Here is a 15,651-nt window from a genome sequence, read left to right as displayed (position 1 = left end):
ATTCAACGATTTCAAAAACTTCAGACAAAAATAATTGGAGGCAACTCCGCGGACAAATCAGGCTTTAGGCGCTGTTGCACCAATGATTACAAAGTGGACTCCTATTTAGGTAGACGGCAATATTATTTTTGACATTTTCTATGCCTATATTTTCAAGACCAAGTTGAATTTAGACGGGATACACAAATGGACTCCGAAGACATTGCAAAGCTCAATACACCAAGAGATTATTCCCGTTCCCTATACAAATTCTATCTGGAAGTCGGTGAATTTGAGGATATGGCATTGAATACAATAAAGGAGTTATTTGGCGCAGATCGACTGCATTTGATATCATCATTAGATCACGGATACGAATTGATCATGCCAATTCAGATGGCCCCTGATGTCATTCGAGAATTATCGCATAAAAATATTGGGATTTATCAACTGGTCCGCTTCGCAAAAGTCTCTGGCGAATGGAATTAATGCGCAGAAACCATCTTATTAACTCATTCGAGGCCCGAACACGTCAACAACCTTCACTGGACAGCGCTGATTGAAAGCGTGGTGCTGGGTGATGGTGGCGAAAATCACCAAAAAACAGCCCAAGCACTGGTAAACGCAGGTGCAAGCAAAACGCTCGCAGATAAGTTTGCCAGAACGCCGTTGGACCTTGCGAATTCGCGGGGCTATGAGGCGATGGTGAAGATTTTGGAGATGGGTGAGTGACGGGGCTTGGGCGAATGGCGTGGAAGTTAAGGTCGGCTTTGCGGACTTTGCGACCATATTAGAATATCTGTCTAACTGCTGCTGCCCCAGAGCAAACACGTAATTTATGTAATTCTAAATTCCTAGCTTGGAAAACCCAACTAAAGAAAGTTTAATTATTTTTGAGTAAATACTAATGAATAAATTATCTTCTTAAATTGGTGACACTCATGCAATTGGAACTGATTGATCTATTAAAAAATCGACAGATTTGTCATCCAGCGAAAATACAAAGCACTGAATTTCGTGATCGTAGTGGTGTTATCCATCTAAGCGGATATCCATGGTGGCTCGAAGAGCCTGACGGGAACAACGATGCAGAGATAAGTTTCCAGTTTAATGAGATTGACGAATTTAGAATACCGGAAAGTTGGTTTGAAGGCGATGATTTTTGTGAAGACTTAGATGATTTCACTATAGAACCAATGAGCAAAACGTTATGGACGGCTTGTAGTGACCTTACCGTATATTGCAGTGCACCTTTAGATGATAAGTTTGCCATTCTTGAAGTCGTTGACCACTTTCTTGTCACATCAAACTGTCCCTACGAATTAAGTGATTTTTTAAACATGCCCACAATCAAAGATTTTGGTAAGATAACCTCTACTTCAAGTTATCAAATTTGTAGTGGCCCTAAACCAGTTTGTGAACAAGTTGTAACCGAGTTAGAGCGACAAGGAGTACGTCACTCTAAAATAGAACATCTGACCAAAGAGGATGATCGATTGATAGTTAGACTGCATGGCGGTTATATGATTTGTCGATCAGCAGATGCCGTCTTCTAGTCAAGTATCCGATGTCCGCTCCTGGCACCCTGCTGCCCTTAGACTTATGTAAGAGAAATCGCAACATTGGGCTCAAAGCGGATGCTCGATGATCATCACCAGACAGGCGAACCACCCACAACAAACACCCCTACCCCATAAACTCCGAAATCTGCACACCATCAGGCCAAACGCCAAGCCGCTTGATTTCCCAGTGAAGCTTAATCCCAGAATTCTCCAACACCCGCGCCCGCACCGTCTCGCCTAGTGTCTCAAGGTCAGTCGCCGTCGCACCGCCTGTGTTGATCATGAAATTGCAATGCAGCTCGCTCATTTGAGCGCCACCCACCATAAGCCCACGACAGCCTGCGGCATCGACTTCTTTCCATGCGCTACTGCCTTCAGGGTTTTTGAAGGTTGAACCGCCCGTCTTTTCTTTCACAGGTTGAACGGTTTCGCGGTGATGTTGTACGGCGTCCATTTGTTCTTGGATGGCGGCTTTGTCAGCGGGCGTTCCTTGGTAGACTGCTTCGGTGAATATCAAATCTGCCGCCGCGTCTGAATGGCGATAGGCGTAACCCATATCTTTATTACTCAAGACATGACGCTCGCCCTTGCGGTCAATCGCGACAATCTCTTTAACGCAGTCTTTCGTCTCCGTACCGTTGGCGCCCGCGTTCATGCGAAGTGCACCGCCAATGCCGCCCGGTATGCCGTGATAAAAGGCAAAACCATCAAGCCCGCATTCAAGGGCGAAGGCTGCAACGCGCTTGTCTTGGCTGGCGGCACCCACACGAATGGCCGTGTCGCCATCACGTTCCATCCCACCAAAGCCTTTGGCGGAAAGGCGAATAACCACACCTTCAATACCGCCATCACGCACCAGCAAATTGGAGCCAACGCCAATTACCATAACGGGAATTTCTTGCGGTAGGTTCGTCAAAAATAGCTGGAGGTCTTCTTCATCCGCTGGTTGAAACAGCAATTGCGCCGAACCACCCACGCGGAACCATGTCACCTTGCTCAAATCAGCATTCGCACTTAAGCGACCACGCACTTTGGAGACCCAAGGCTCAAGCTCAGGCAATAAATCGGCAAAAGCCATTTGCGTCTCCCTTTAGCCGTCGCCAAGTGCGGCAAGCTCATCCGGCAAAGCGTTCGCCCATGCCGTAATATTACCCGCGCCAAGGCACATCACATAGTCACCGGCGGAAGCTTCTTCTGCAACGATTGCGGCCAAATCAGATGGGCCTTCCGTTACAACAACATTGCGGTGCCCACGCTGGCGCAAACCATCCGCGAGACTGTCACGATCAGCGCCTTCGATGTGGCTTTCACCCGCTTCATAAACGGGGGCGACAATCACGGTGTCCGCATCATTGAAGCATGTGCAGAAATCATCGAATAGGCTTTGAAGGCGCGTATAGCGGTGCGGTTGAACCACAGCGACGACTTTGCCTTGCGCCGCAGAACGTGCCGCTTTCAAGACGCTTGCAATTTCAACAGGGTGATGGCCGTAGTCATCGAATATCTCAACACCCTTCCAAGACCCCGTATGCGTGAAGCGACGCTTCACACCAGAGAAGCTTGCAAGACCGTCACGGATTTCATCACTGCCAACCCCAAGAGCTGACGCAACAGCAATAGCCGCCGTTGCGTTGGATACATTGTGGTGGCCGGGCATCGGTAGCAGAAGGTTAGAAATTTCTTCCACATCATCCGTACGACGATTATGGATGACCACGCTAAAGCGGGTTGATCCGCCTTCCGCACGAATGTCTTCAAAACGCACATCAGCTTGCGGGTTCTCACCATAAGTGATGATACGACGATCTTCGATTTGACCAACAAGGCGTTGCACCTCTGGATGGTCAATACACATCACCGAAAACCCATAAAACGGCACATTTTCAACAAACCGCTGAAAGGCTTCTTTGACGGCATCAAAGGTGCCGTAATGGTCAAGGTGCTCTGGGTCCATATTCGTAACGATGGCCACATCAGCAGGCAGTTTCACGAAGGTGCCATCAGATTCGTCGGCTTCCACCACCATCCAGTCGCCATCACCCATGCGGGCATTGGTGCCGTAAGCATTGATGATGCCGCCATTGATAACTGTCGGGTCTTTTTGGCCTGCTTCTAACAAAGCCGCGACCATCGACGTGGTTGTTGTTTTGCCATGCGTACCGCCAACGGCGATTGCAGATTTAAAGCGCATCAGCTCGGCCAGCATTTCAGCACGGCGCACAACAGGAAGCACCCGCTCGCGCGCTGCCATTAGCTCAGGGTTGTCTGCTTTAATCGCAGAAGAGACAACGATCACTTCAGCCTCACCCAGATTATCTGCATTATGGCCGATATTTACGGTGATGCCTTTTTTACGAAGGCGTTGCACATTAGCGCTGTCTGACATGTCAGAACCTTGAACGGTATAGCCCAAAGTTTGCAGCACTTCGGCAATGCCGCTCATGCCAATACCGCCAATACCGACAAAATGAACCGGTCCAATATTTTGAGGCATTTTCATGGGTGTTACGTCTCCGAAGGTTGATCAACGAGTTCTTGAGTTAATTCTTGGCGATTGGCAAGGGCATGAGCCGCATTGGCCAATCGTTGTGCCGCATCAGGGCGGCCTTGTTCTTTAGCATTGCGCGCTGCTGTTTCAAGCACAGACGCATCTTCCATCATCCGCTGCAATTCTTCCGCCAGCCATTCAGCGCTAAAGCCGTCTTGCTTCTTAACCCAGCCGCCACCATTTTCAACCAATGCGGCAGCATTAGCTGCTTGGTCATGGTCAAGCGCATGAGGGTAAGGCACAAGAATGGCAGGACGACCGATCACGGCAAGCTCCGCCGTGGTTGAAGCGCCAGAGCGACAAATCACCAAATGACTATCACCAATGTGCCCAACCATATTTTCAAAGAAGGGTGCCACGTCTGCTGGCACTTCCATCATTTCATAAGCCTTTTTAACAGCGTCTTGGTCTTCAGCTCTTGCTTGTTGGACAACCTTTAAACGCTTGCGCAATGGTTCAGGCAATTGGGCGATGGCTTTTAAAACAACGGTTGAGAAAACCTGCGCCCCTTGGCTCCCGCCAAACACCGTTAGACAAAAGGTTTCGCCTTCGTTGGATGGGGCATAGGCTTTTTCAGCCGCAATAAGGGCATCATCTCGCACAGGGTTTCCTGTGTAGAAAAACCGCCAAGGTGTCTTGCCAATGAGGGGAAGTCCAAGAGCGACCGCCATTACCTTGTCGCTCAAAAACTTATTCGCCCGACCCAAAACCGCATTCGCTTCATGGATCATCGTCGGATAACCCTTCGTGGAAGCTGCCAGTAGTGGCGGCACCGTTGGATAGCCACCAAAGCCAATCACTACGTCTGGTTGGACTTTGCCCATCAAACGGCGAGCAGACAAATAACCTGCAAAAAGCGAATAAAATGCCTTCAAAAGCTGGATCGGGTTTCGGCCCGAAAGAGTTGCCGATTTTATGGTGTGGCGTTCAACACAGGGGAAGTCTTTTGCAAAGCGCTCGGTGCGCGCATCTGACACAAGATGCACATCATAGCCACGGCGCGTCAGCTCGCTAGCCAGCGCATGGGCGGGGAAAAGATGGCCGCCTGTCCCGCCAGCACAAACAAGTGCTCGTTTTGGTTTTGAATCCGTATTCGCCATTTAATAAATCGCTCAAGCAGGTTGATGGTTCGCGCCCAAATCAGGCACGTGCGGTGTCATTGTCATCCGCGATTGCTTCGGTTTTTTACGCGCCAGACCTAGCACCATCCCCATGGCAATCGCAACGGATAGCAATGAAGAACCGCCATAAGAAATAAACGGCAAGGTCATGCCTTTGGTTGGAGCCAGTTGCAGGTTCACCATCATGTTGATGCCAGCCTGCATCCCAAACATAATAATCAAGCCACCGACAGCCAAGCGAACGAATGTATCTTCTTGGCGAAACCCAAGATAAAGCCCGCGCATAACAAGCAGTAAAAAGAACAAAGCAAGCAGCAAACAAGCGATAATGCCGAACTCTTCACCGATAATGGCAAAGATAAAATCTGTGTGGCTATCAGGCACGCCGCGTTTAACAACACCCTCACCTGGACCACGCCCAAACCAACCACCAGAGAAAAACGCCTCAAGCGCTTTATCAACCTGATAGGTATCACCACTTTCAGGGTTCAAGAACCGGTCAATCCGTCCTGTTACATGGGGAACAAACAGATAAGCCGCCGTCATACCACCAATGCTCATTCCGCCAAGTACGACAATCCATACCCATGACAATCCAGCCATAAAGAACACCACGCACCATGTGAGTGTGATCAAGGCAGTTTGGCCAATATCTGGTTGCGCCACCAGCACAGCGCCAAAAACGGCAAGCAATAAAATCGCGAAGACATTACCAGGGATATCGGGGCGCTTTGCATTTTCAGCAAACAGCCAAGCCACCAAAATGACAAAGGCTGGTTTGACGATCTCAGAAGGTTGCACCGTAAAGCCAAACAGCGAAATCCAGCGGCGTGAACCCTTAACAACATCACCTGCAAACAGCGTATAGACCAGCAGAATAAGCCCGCCAATAAACATCAACAACGCCAATCGTCTGATCATTTTGGTATTAAGGAAGGAGACAAACAACAGCATGAACAAAGCAGGGATTGCAAAAATCGCATGGCGCTTCACAAAGAAGTAGCTTTCAAGACCCAGTTGCTCCGCAATGGAAGGGCTTGCCGCAAACGACAAGATGAGGCCAAGGAACATCAAAGCGATCAAACCAAATAGCATTGGTTTGTCGATAGTCCACCACCAGTTCGCAATAGGCGATCGGTCTGCCCTTGATACCATATGCATCACTCCCCATTCTTTGCCGCAATATTCCAGTTATCTGCTTCGCAGATTTAGTTCAATTCAAGTTTCACTGAAGACTTAAATGCATCTCCACGTGCCTCGAAACTGGAAAACTGATCCCAGCTTGCGCAGGCTGGTGCGAGAAGCACCGCCACTGTCTCATTTGCTTCTACCGACCTTGCAGCAGACATTGCTACCGCGTCACGCGTCGCCACTTCTAACGTCTCACTCATTGAGTAAGGCACAATTCCTGTCAAAGTATGCCCAAAGGCTTCTGCGGCCTCTCCAATTAAGAAAGCATGAACTATTTTAGGAAAGAACTCGTTAAGACTTTGTATACCGCCCTCTTTTGGCAGTCCGCCCAATATCCAATAGATTTTATCAAAACTAGCGAGCGCTTTTGCAGCAGCATCCGCGTTCGTTGCTTTGCTGTCATTGACGAAAAAGACGCCATCACGCTCAGCCACTTGTTCTAAACGGTGCGGTAATCCGCCAAAGCTGTCCAAGCCCTTTTGTATGGTGGTATCATCAAGCCCCATTTTATGGCAAACGGCATAGGCAATGGCTGCGTTTTGCAGATTATGCTCTCCACGTAAGCTTGTAATTCCGGCAACCTTCGCGACAGGCGTATCGGCATTGAAGATTTCACTGCCACGAGCACTAACCGCCGCATCACCGCTAAGAGAAACGCGGGCGAGAGAAACGCCCTTTGCATCACACTGATCTGCAATCTTAATTGAAAGCGGATCATCAACGCCAACAACTGCATGGTCTGCTCCCACGACAAGACGTGCTTTTACATCTGCGTAGTGCTCCACCGTGCCGTGGCGGTCGATGTGATCGGGGCTGATATTAAGGTGAACTCCGATGCTTGGCTTCAGGCTGGGCGCGAGGTCAATTTGGTAAGAAGAGCATTCGACCACGTAGCATTTATCTGTTGCCAGTGGATCAAGTGTCAGGACAGCGCGGCCAATGTTTCCGCCCATTTGCACGTCATAGCCAGCAACGCTCAACATATGAGAAAGCAACGCAGTAGTGGTCGATTTCCCGTTTGTTCCTGTAATCGCGATAAATGGGCAATTAGGCGTGACGGCAAGACGTTCGCGGTTAAACAGCTCAACATCGCCGATAATAGCAACACCCGCTGCTTGCGCTTTCTTCACACTCCAATGAGGCTCTGGATGAGTGAGTGGTATGCCCGGAGAAAGCACCAGTGCTTCAAAGCCATCAAAATCCACATCACGAAGATCTTCGCAGTCGATGCCAACCGCGCGGGCCTTTAAGACCTGCGCTTCATTGTCATCAAAAGCCAGCACATTCGCACCACCTGCTTTCAACGCTTCAGCCGTGGCCAGACCAGACCCGCCAAGCCCCAACACCAAAACTGATTTTCCGTGCATATGGGTGACAGGGATCATCAGTTCTTACCGTAGTTTCAGGGTCGTTAGACCAATCAATGCAAGAATGAAAGCGATGATCCAGAAACGGATAACCACTTGCGGCTCAGTCCAACCCTTTTTCTCAAAATGGTGATGGATAGGCGCCATGCGGAACACGCGCTTGCCTGTGGTTTTAAAGGAGATCACCTGAATGATCACGGACATCGCCTCAAGCACAAACAATCCGCCGATAATCGCCAGAACGATCTCATGCTTTGTCGCAACAGCAATCGTACCAAGCGCGCCACCGAGACCGAGAGAACCTGTGTCGCCCATAAAGATCGCAGCAGGAGGGGCATTATACCAAAGGAAGCCAAGACCCGCACCGATGATGGCACCGCAAATAATCGCAAGTTCGCCCGTACCAGACACATTGTGAATTTGTAGATAATCCGCAAACACCGCGTTACCAGAAAGGTAAGCAATGAAACCGAATGAACCCATAGCGATCATAACAGGCACAATTGCAAGACCATCCAAGCCATCTGTTAGGTTCACCGCATTGCCTGTGCCCACGATGACGAAGGCTGCAAACGGAATGAAGAAATAGCCGAGGTTCAAAATGAAATCTTTAAGGAATGGGAATGTTAGGCTGGTCGCATATTGAGGGTCTGTATTGGTGGAGATGAACCAACAAGCAAGGCCGGCCACCACAAACTCTAAAGCCAAACGTATCTTGCCCGGGAAACCTTTGTGGCTCTGTCTGCTTACCTTGAGATAATCATCATAAAAACCAATCGCACCAAAGCCCAGTGTCACAAACATCACCATCTGCACATAGACATTGGTTAAGTCTGCCCATAGCAGGGTAGAGACAAACAAGCTCGATAATATCATCAACCCGCCCATCGTAGGCGTGCCTGCTTTCGCGATGATATGGCTTTCGGGGCCATCTTCGCGAATTGGTTGGCCTTTGCCCTGTCTTGCACGAAGCATTTTGATCATTGATGGACCAAAGATAAACATGAACAGCATGGCCGTTACAGTGGCCAAGCCACCACGGAAGGTAATGTAGCGAAATACATTAAGCGCTGGAATTGAATCGGCTAGATCAGCAAGAAGTAAAAGCATCGTACTCTTTGAGTTCGTGTGAATTTTAACGCGAGGAACTAGGAGCGTGAACTGGCTGGGAATCGGGCGGTCAACTTGTCAACAATCGGCCCCATTCGACTCCCTAATGACCCTTTGACCATAAGCACGTCCCCTTTTGCAACCGTATCGAGCAATCTTTCCTCAAGACTATCGGACGTTGCAGCATATTTCCCCCGCATTTTTGCAGGAATTGCATCGTAAAGCGCTTTCATATGCGGTCCACTGAGGAATGCAAGGTCTATATTTGCAGCCTCAAGTGCGTCAAACAGTCCAGCGTGTAGCGCATCGCTCTCTTCGCCAAGCTCCAGCATATCACCAAGCACAGCAATACGGCGACCATCTTGGCCACATTGTGCCGCACCAAGCAAGCCAATTGCCGCTCTCATAGAAGCAGGATTGGCGTTATAACTTTCATCGAGAATAGTGATGGTCCCACCATCCACATCAAGCTCAAGCCGCGCACCTCGACCACGCCCAGCCTCGATGGTTGCGAGCGTCGACAGACCTTTTTCAAGATCAGCGCCTGTGAGATGAAGAGCTGCACAAACGGCTAATGAATTTTGAACGATATGACGGCCCGGTTGGCTTAGTCGGTAAGCGACTTCGTGACCGAACACCGATGCACGAACATTCGTGCCCTCTTCGTCAAGTTCAGCATTAATCAGCCGCACATCAGCACCGTCACCTTCGCCAAATGTTGCGATGTTCAGGCCATGCTCAGTGGCGAGATGATTTAAAAACTCAAAATGCCGATTGTCCAAATTAAGAACCGCCGTTCCACCCGACGCGATGCCTGTAAATATCTCTGCCTTGGCGCGTGCAATCTCTTGCTCGTTCTCAAAGAACTCCAAGTGAACTGGTTCAACCGTGGTGATAATCGCAACATCAGGTTGCACCATATCAACCAGCGGAATAATCTCGCCAGGATGGTTCATGCCAATTTCATAAATGCCAAAATCAACATCAAAAGGCGTCCGTGACAGCGTCAACGGCACGCCCCAATGATTGTTGAACGAGGCAACCGAAGCATGGGTTTTACCATTGGCAGAAAACACATGGCGCAGCATTTCTTTAGAGCCAGTTTTGCCAACACTCCCGGTAATCGCAATCACTTTGCCCGCGTGTCGTGCGCGAGCAGCGCGACCGAGGTCTTCCATTCCAACCAGCACATCATCAACAACCATGACACGAGACAGGTCTACTGAAAGTTCGGAAAGCTTGTCTTTCGCAACCACGGCAAATGCCGCGCCTTCTGCGAGCGCCTTTTCAACGAAGGCATGACCATCAAAACGGTCACCTTTGATCGCGAAGAAGATGGCATCATTGTCAACTGTGCGGCTATCTATGGAGACAGAACCGATGCGCTGATCGGTTGGGCCTGCAAATTCAGCCTTCATGGCCTTTGCTGCATCGCCACTTGTCCATAAATTTGTTAAAGCCATTTGCTCAGTCATTTCTCGTTTCACTTGGATATTTAAGCGTTTGCACTTAAAGCACGCGCAACCACTTCGTGATCGCTAAAGGGGAGTGTTTTATCTTTGATAATTTGACCAGTTTCGTGGCCCTTGCCAGCAATCACAATCACGTCGCCTGCTTCTGCCTGCTCAATCGCTGAGAAAATCGCCTGTTCGCGATCTCCAATTTCCAGCGCCTCAGGTACGGCGTCCATAATCATAGCGCGGACTAACTTAGGGTCTTCACTACGCGGGTTATCATCGGTAACGATGGTCTTGTCAGCAAACTTTGCAGAGATTTCACCCATCAAAGCACGCTTGCCGTGATCACGATCCCCACCACAGCCAAACACGCAAGTCAGATTGTTGTCAGCGTAGGGACGAAGGGCTTCAAGCACATTTTCAAGCGCTTCAACTTTGTGCGCGTAATCAATAAACACCAAAGCACCAGCACTCGTCTCACCAACATATTCTAGCCGACCGGATTCACCCTTCAGCCCAGCAAGAGCTTCAACGATGACATCAGCAGAGACGCCCGTTGAATAGGCCATACCAGCCGCAATAAGCGCGTTGGAAACTTGGAAGCGACCAACGAGCGGCAAAAGCACATCGTGCGCCTCGTCACCAAATTTAAGTGTCATCTTTTGGGCAAAGCCTGCGCGTTCTAAATTTACAAGCTCAATACTGCTCGCATTTTCACCAACGCTTAAAACGTTCAAATGAGAAGCACTCGCCCGCGCAGCCGCTTGGTCACCGAAAGGGCTTTCAGGCTCAACCACAAAGTCAGCGCCTTTTGGCAAAAGGCGTTCAACCAGACCCATTTTCGCGTCGAAATATTCCTCAACCGTTGGGTGATAATCCATGTGATCGCGACCTAGGTTAGTAAAACCGCCCGTTGAAATTTTCACCCCATCCAAGCGATACTGATCAATGCCGTGACTGGACGCCTCGATCGCCAAATGGGTGACGCCCGCGTTTGCCAAGCGATCAATTGTTTTGTGCAAAGCCACAGGGTCAGGCGTGGTCAAACTGCCATAGACATTTTCAACGTCGCTCACCACACCAACTGTACCAACACTGGCTGCTTGAAAACCTGCTTGTTTCCAGATTTGACGAAGGAAAGCCGCGACTGAGGTTTTGCCAGCCGTTCCTGTGACAGCAGCAATTACTTCTGGCTGAGCAGGATAAAGCCGCGATGCAATTTGAGCGAGTTCGCGCCGTGGGTTTGAAACTGCGATCACCGGAACTGTCGCATCAACCGACACAGCCTCATCAACCAATATAGCAACCGCGCCCGCTTCAATCGCTTGACCAACGAACCGCGTACCATCAAGGTTTACGCCTTTAAGGGCTGCGAAGATAAAGCCAGGTTCAACCTGCCGACTGTCAGCCGTTATGCCGTTAACTTGGATGTTTTTTGCATCATTGGAGAGAGAGGCATCGGACGACAAGAGCGCACTCAATGAGCGTTCCACGCCCTGCCCCATTTGCTTGTTTTTTTCATCAGCCATAAAGGTCGCCCTTAGTGCAATACTGTCTTCGTCTAAGCCTGATTTTCGGCCCAAACACAAGGAAATTTGGGCAAAGCCCTAATTGCGGTAGTCAATTTCTGTTAATACCGGGATATCATCTGGCAAGCGCGGAGTAACACCTAATGTCGTCGCTACACGTCGAATGATTGCCGCCGTTGTTGGTGCAGCGTTCAAACCAGCCGTTGCAGACTTTTGCCCTTCTGACGGTTTCGGTTCATCGACCATTACCAGCATCACATAACGCGGATCATTAATCGGGAAAGCTGAAAGGAATGAATTCAATTTCTTGCTCGATGAATAGCGCCCGTTCACGACCTTCTCAGCAGTGCCCGTTTTACCACCAACGGCATAGCCCTCAACTTCAGCGCGACGGCCAGAACCTTTTTCGACGTTCAAGCGGAAAAGGTAGCGCATATTATGGCTTGTTTCTTCAGACACAACTCGGGTTGCAACCTCATTTGCTTCCTCAACAGAACGAGGACGGAATGTTGGTGGGATGAGCTTTCCACCATTGAGCAAAGCTGCTGCTGCAGACAATGTTTGCAACGGTGTCACTGAAATACCGTGGCCGAAAGAAATTGTCATCGACGACAAAGTCTTCCATTTTTTCGGTGACTGCGGTTTCCCAATTTCTGGCAATTCGTGGGATGCGGGAGTTAAGAGCCCAAGACGCTCTAAGAACTTTTTATGTCCCTTAGTTCCAACAGCTTGCGCCATTTTTGCCGTGCCGATGTTTGAAGAATAAATAAATACTTCCGGCACGCTCAAAATGCGTCTCTTCGCATGGAAATCTCGGATTTTAAAACGTCCGTGCTGGATAGGCCTTCTTGCATCAAAACGATCATGCATCGACACTTTGCCGCTATCCAAAGCCATCGCAGTGGTGATCGCCTTAAAGGTCGAACCCATTTCAAAAACGCCAGCCGTTGCACGGTTTAAGGCGTCTTTTGAAAATGTCTTCTGCAAATTATTCGGATCATAATCTGGCAACGATGACATAGCGACAACTTCGCCAGTATTCGCGTCCATGATGATACCGATCGCCGCGACAGCTCTATACTTTTTCATCGCTTTTGTAAGTTCATCGCGAACCACGTGCTGCGCCCGCATATCAATAGAGAGAGCTACGGGCTCCATACGTTCGTTTGAACCAAAGCCGACGGCGCGCAGATCATTCAACCAATGATCGTCAACGAATTTCTCAAACCCTGCGATCCCTTGATTATCAATATCAACATAGCCAACCAGATGAGACGCTGTTGGGCCACCTGGATAAAAACGGCGCGTTTCACGATCAAACTGGAGACCTGGAATACCAAGATCAAAAATTTGCGCCCGTTGAGATGGCGTCAATTCCCGTTTAATCCAAACAAACTTGCCCTTACCGCGCAAGCGGCGCAGTAATTTCTTGCGATTAAGGTCTGGCAGGATTGTCGCCAGCTTATCCAGCGCTTCTTCTGGATAAATAATCTTCTGCGGGTTGGCATGAAGAGAATAAGTGTTGAGATCCTTCGCCAGCACATCGCCGTTGCGGTCCACCAAATCAGGACGAGCAATCATCAGTTTATTATCGGCGATTTTTGCGGCTACTTCCACGTTATTGGAGCTTGCAATAGCAAGAGTAGTCAGGCGTGCAGCGATCAAACCATAAACTGCGAAAAACACAAATGCGACCAACACAATCCGCGTCTTCGTCAGATCGCGTCGTTGTTTCTTAGCTCCATCAATTTCAATCGAACCATTGGCTGCGGCTTTTTGCGCAAAATGTTCTCTGAATATTGTTCCTGGCGTTTGCATCTAATTGTTTCCGATTACGGTCTGGCGACTTCGTTGTGAGGTTTATTGAATATTCGTGTCAGTACCGCCGGCGTAACCGCCAAGCTGATCATCTTTTTGGAAGGGACTGAGATCAAGCGGGCGGCTTGGCAGTTCTTGGAGAGAAATCACCTGATCAACCTTGAGCGGCTCAAGCTGCAACTCATTTGCATGGCGCTCGGTTAGTTCTTGCAAAAGTGCAGGCTGGGTCAAAACACTGACGCTTGCTTCAAGCACTTCGATTGTCTCTTTTTCCCGCGATATTTGTCGCTCAATTTTCACGACCTTTTCCGCAGCACCTTCTGCACGGCGCTTAATTTCAAAGGTGTAGGCGGCACCTGCAACCATCAACCCAACCAAAACTAAATTCAACAAACGACGCATCAAACAACCCCTTACAAGAGCGAATATTGTGAAAGTGGCGCAACACCGACCGCCGCCATATCAAGCGGGCGCGATGCGCCATCAAGACGAATGGCAGCGCGCAACTTGGCAGAGCGCGCACGAGCATTACGAGAAATTTCATCGGGAGACGGCGTGTGAACACGGCGATTGGAAAGCGAGAATGTCGGCGCATCCACTTCCACCGCTGGCAAATGACGAGAGCCGCCACCAGACACACGACTGCGATCAGCCAAAAACTTTTTAACAATCCGGTCTTCCAGCGAATGAAACGCCACAACGACCAAACTACCGCCCTCACCCAAGATCGCCTCTGCCGCCATAAGCGCACGGGCAAGTTCTTGAAGTTCACGGTTTACGAAAATTCTGAGCGCTTGGAAGGTGCGCGTTGCTGGATGGATTTTATCATCATGGCGCTTACCAACTGCGTGCTCTGCAATGGCTGCAAGCTTCGCGGTTGTATCAATCGGCGCTTCTTCGCGCGCTGTTACAATCGCGTGCGCCACATAGCCCGCCTTCTTCTCTTCACCCAGCACGCTAATCACGCGCTGCAAATCTGATTTTGAAAACGTGTTCACCACATCAGCAGCACTGAGGCCTGCCTGCTCCATGCGCATATCAAGCGGCCCATCTTCGCGGAACGAAAAGCCACGCTCTGCCTGATCAAGCTGCATGGAAGAAACGCCAACATCAAGCACCACACCATCAACATGATCAAAACCAAGATCACGCACATGCTGATCAAGATCACCGAAGCGCCCCTCAACCAAGGTCAACCGACCTTCGCTCTCAGCCACAAGCGCTTGACCTGCCGCAATCGCATTAGGATCACGATCAATCGCAATCACCTCAGCACCCGCATCGAGCAAAGCGCGGGTATAGCCACCATTACCAAAAGTGCCGTCAACAATCCGCAAGCCTTTGAGATCGCCAACCTCTTTGAGATAAGCAACAACTTCATCAAGCATCACAGGAATATGCGGCAACTCACTACTCACGAAAGCTGCCCTCCAGCCCGCACATCGCGGATGCGCGAACGAACGCCGCCCATGTATTCTTCAAAAGCTTCTGGCTGCCAAAGATGGAAAGACGCGCCACGACCAGCAAACGTCACCTCACCTTTAATTTTTGCATGCTCAACAATTTCATCCGTCAAAATAATCCGGCCATCGCCGTCAATTTTAAGCGCATGATTGTCTGCATAAATATGGGTCGCCCAATCATCATATTCCGGCGAGAAGGGATCCATCTTCTCAAGCCGTGCCTCCAGCTGCGCCAAAAGGGAAGCCCCTCCGGCTATCACTGAATGCGTTTCTAATGAAAGTTGCGCGTAAATTTGATCATCCCCTGAACGCTGTAAAATTGTACGGAACTGCGGCGGCACAGACACGCGCCCCTTCCCGTCAACCTTCTTTGTAAAATTGGAAACAAACCGTTCCATTACGCACACAACACACTGTTAAAACTCAACACCCCAAAATCTGAATGAGAAATAAGACCTACGCAGCATTTCTGGGAATATATGGAATAACATGGAATTACTTGGGCG

15 protein-coding genes are annotated in these 15,651 nt (G+C 49.6%); 3 read left to right on the top strand and 12 right to left on the bottom strand.

What is annotated here, in order from left to right; genetic code table 11:
* Positions 1-186 precede the first annotated feature (186 nt).
* The 3 genes from ABJO30_08955 to ABJO30_08945 all read left to right on the top strand — a co-directional run bounded on the left by ABJO30_08955 (position 187) and on the right by ABJO30_08945 (position 1,535).
* A complete protein-coding gene (locus ABJO30_08955; protein ID MEP3232942.1) occupies positions 187-468 on the top strand; it encodes a hypothetical protein in 282 nt (93 codons plus the stop codon).
* Positions 469-549: 81 nt separating this feature from the next.
* Entirely contained in the window at positions 550-711 is a 162-nt protein-coding gene (locus ABJO30_08950; protein ID MEP3232941.1) for a hypothetical protein, read from the top strand.
* 209 nt (positions 712-920) lie between these two features.
* On the top strand, positions 921-1,535 hold the full coding sequence (locus tag ABJO30_08945; GenBank protein MEP3232940.1) for a hypothetical protein: 615 nt from the start codon (positions 921-923) through the stop codon (positions 1,533-1,535).
* Between the two features lie 130 nt (positions 1,536-1,665).
* Here the strand turns inward: ABJO30_08945 and murB are convergent, their stop codons facing one another.
* From murB to ABJO30_08885, 12 genes are all read right to left on the bottom strand, one after another.
* Complete coding sequence (gene murB, locus ABJO30_08940; GenBank protein MEP3232939.1) at positions 1,666-2,619, bottom strand: UDP-N-acetylmuramate dehydrogenase; 954 nt, start codon at positions 2,617-2,619, stop codon at positions 1,666-1,668.
* Between the two features lie 12 nt (positions 2,620-2,631).
* Entirely contained in the window at positions 2,632-4,041 is a 1,410-nt protein-coding gene (gene murC, locus ABJO30_08935; protein MEP3232938.1) for a UDP-N-acetylmuramate--L-alanine ligase, read from the bottom strand.
* Positions 4,042-4,046: 5 nt separating this feature from the next.
* Complete coding sequence (gene murG, locus ABJO30_08930; GenBank protein ID MEP3232937.1) at positions 4,047-5,189, bottom strand: undecaprenyldiphospho-muramoylpentapeptide beta-N-acetylglucosaminyltransferase; 1,143 nt, start codon at positions 5,187-5,189, stop codon at positions 4,047-4,049.
* A gap of 12 nt (positions 5,190-5,201) precedes the next feature.
* Entirely contained in the window at positions 5,202-6,365 is a 1,164-nt protein-coding gene (gene ftsW, locus ABJO30_08925; GenBank protein MEP3232936.1) for a putative lipid II flippase FtsW, read from the bottom strand.
* A 53-nt stretch (positions 6,366-6,418) separates the two neighbouring features.
* Positions 6,419-7,786 carry a UDP-N-acetylmuramoyl-L-alanine--D-glutamate ligase gene (gene murD / locus ABJO30_08920; GenBank protein ID MEP3232935.1) on the bottom strand — a complete coding sequence of 456 codons (1,368 nt, stop codon included), beginning with the start codon at positions 7,784-7,786 and terminating at the stop codon, positions 6,419-6,421.
* A gap of 6 nt (positions 7,787-7,792) precedes the next feature.
* The gene (mraY, locus tag ABJO30_08915) at positions 7,793-8,878 is read right to left on the bottom strand and encodes a phospho-N-acetylmuramoyl-pentapeptide-transferase (protein ID MEP3232934.1); all 1,086 of its coding nucleotides are present in this window, start codon (positions 8,876-8,878) and stop codon (positions 7,793-7,795) included.
* Between the two features lie 38 nt (positions 8,879-8,916).
* Positions 8,917-10,353 carry a UDP-N-acetylmuramoylalanyl-D-glutamyl-2,6-diaminopimelate--D-alanyl-D-alanine ligase gene (locus ABJO30_08910; GenBank protein ID MEP3232933.1) on the bottom strand — a complete coding sequence of 479 codons (1,437 nt, stop codon included), beginning with the start codon at positions 10,351-10,353 and terminating at the stop codon, positions 8,917-8,919.
* Between the two features lie 20 nt (positions 10,354-10,373).
* Entirely contained in the window at positions 10,374-11,864 is a 1,491-nt protein-coding gene (locus ABJO30_08905; protein MEP3232932.1) for a UDP-N-acetylmuramoyl-L-alanyl-D-glutamate--2,6-diaminopimelate ligase, read from the bottom strand.
* Between the two features lie 78 nt (positions 11,865-11,942).
* On the bottom strand, positions 11,943-13,682 hold the full coding sequence (locus ABJO30_08900; protein MEP3232931.1) for a penicillin-binding protein 2: 1,740 nt from the start codon (positions 13,680-13,682) through the stop codon (positions 11,943-11,945).
* Positions 13,683-13,724: 42 nt separating this feature from the next.
* Entirely contained in the window at positions 13,725-14,084 is a 360-nt protein-coding gene (locus ABJO30_08895; GenBank protein MEP3232930.1) for a hypothetical protein, read from the bottom strand.
* 11 nt (positions 14,085-14,095) lie between these two features.
* The gene (gene rsmH, locus ABJO30_08890; GenBank protein ID MEP3232929.1) at positions 14,096-15,100 is read right to left on the bottom strand and encodes a 16S rRNA (cytosine(1402)-N(4))-methyltransferase RsmH; all 1,005 of its coding nucleotides are present in this window, start codon (positions 15,098-15,100) and stop codon (positions 14,096-14,098) included.
* The gene (locus ABJO30_08885) at positions 15,097-15,543 is read right to left on the bottom strand and encodes a hypothetical protein (GenBank protein MEP3232928.1); all 447 of its coding nucleotides are present in this window, start codon (positions 15,541-15,543) and stop codon (positions 15,097-15,099) included. Before ABJO30_08885 ends, rsmH begins: the two co-directional genes overlap by 4 nt.
* Between the last annotated feature and the right edge of the window lie 108 nt (positions 15,544-15,651).

Source organism: Hyphomicrobiales bacterium, assembly GCA_039973685.1.
In the GTDB taxonomy this organism is placed as follows: Bacteria; Pseudomonadota; Alphaproteobacteria; order Rhizobiales; family JACESI01; genus JACESI01.
Note: the sequence above shows the minus strand (reverse complement) of the source record. Positions and strands in the feature narration are given on the sequence as shown.

Coding starts and splice junctions, on each gene's coding strand:
- ABJO30_08955 (MEP3232942.1), top strand. CDS start 187: ATGGACTCCGAAGACATTGCAAAGCTCAATACACCAAGAGATTATTCC.
- ABJO30_08945 (MEP3232940.1), top strand. CDS start 921: ATGCAATTGGAACTGATTGATCTATTAAAAAATCGACAGATTTGTCAT.
- murB (MEP3232939.1), bottom strand. CDS start 2,619: ATGGCTTTTGCCGATTTATTGCCTGAGCTTGAGCCTTGGGTCTCCAAA.
- murC (MEP3232938.1), bottom strand. CDS start 4,041: ATGAAAATGCCTCAAAATATTGGACCGGTTCATTTTGTCGGTATTGGC.
- murG (MEP3232937.1), bottom strand. CDS start 5,189: ATGGCGAATACGGATTCAAAACCAAAACGAGCACTTGTTTGTGCTGGC.
- ftsW (MEP3232936.1), bottom strand. CDS start 6,365: ATGGTATCAAGGGCAGACCGATCGCCTATTGCGAACTGGTGGTGGACT.
- murD (MEP3232935.1), bottom strand. CDS start 7,786: ATGATCCCTGTCACCCATATGCACGGAAAATCAGTTTTGGTGTTGGGG.
- mraY (MEP3232934.1), bottom strand. CDS start 8,878: ATGCTTTTACTTCTTGCTGATCTAGCCGATTCAATTCCAGCGCTTAAT.
- ABJO30_08910 (MEP3232933.1), bottom strand. CDS start 10,353: ATGACTGAGCAAATGGCTTTAACAAATTTATGGACAAGTGGCGATGCA.
- ABJO30_08905 (MEP3232932.1), bottom strand. CDS start 11,864: ATGGCTGATGAAAAAAACAAGCAAATGGGGCAGGGCGTGGAACGCTCA.
- ABJO30_08900 (MEP3232931.1), bottom strand. CDS start 13,682: ATGCAAACGCCAGGAACAATATTCAGAGAACATTTTGCGCAAAAAGCC.
- ABJO30_08895 (MEP3232930.1), bottom strand. CDS start 14,084: ATGCGTCGTTTGTTGAATTTAGTTTTGGTTGGGTTGATGGTTGCAGGT.
- ABJO30_08885 (MEP3232928.1), bottom strand. CDS start 15,543: ATGGAACGGTTTGTTTCCAATTTTACAAAGAAGGTTGACGGGAAGGGG.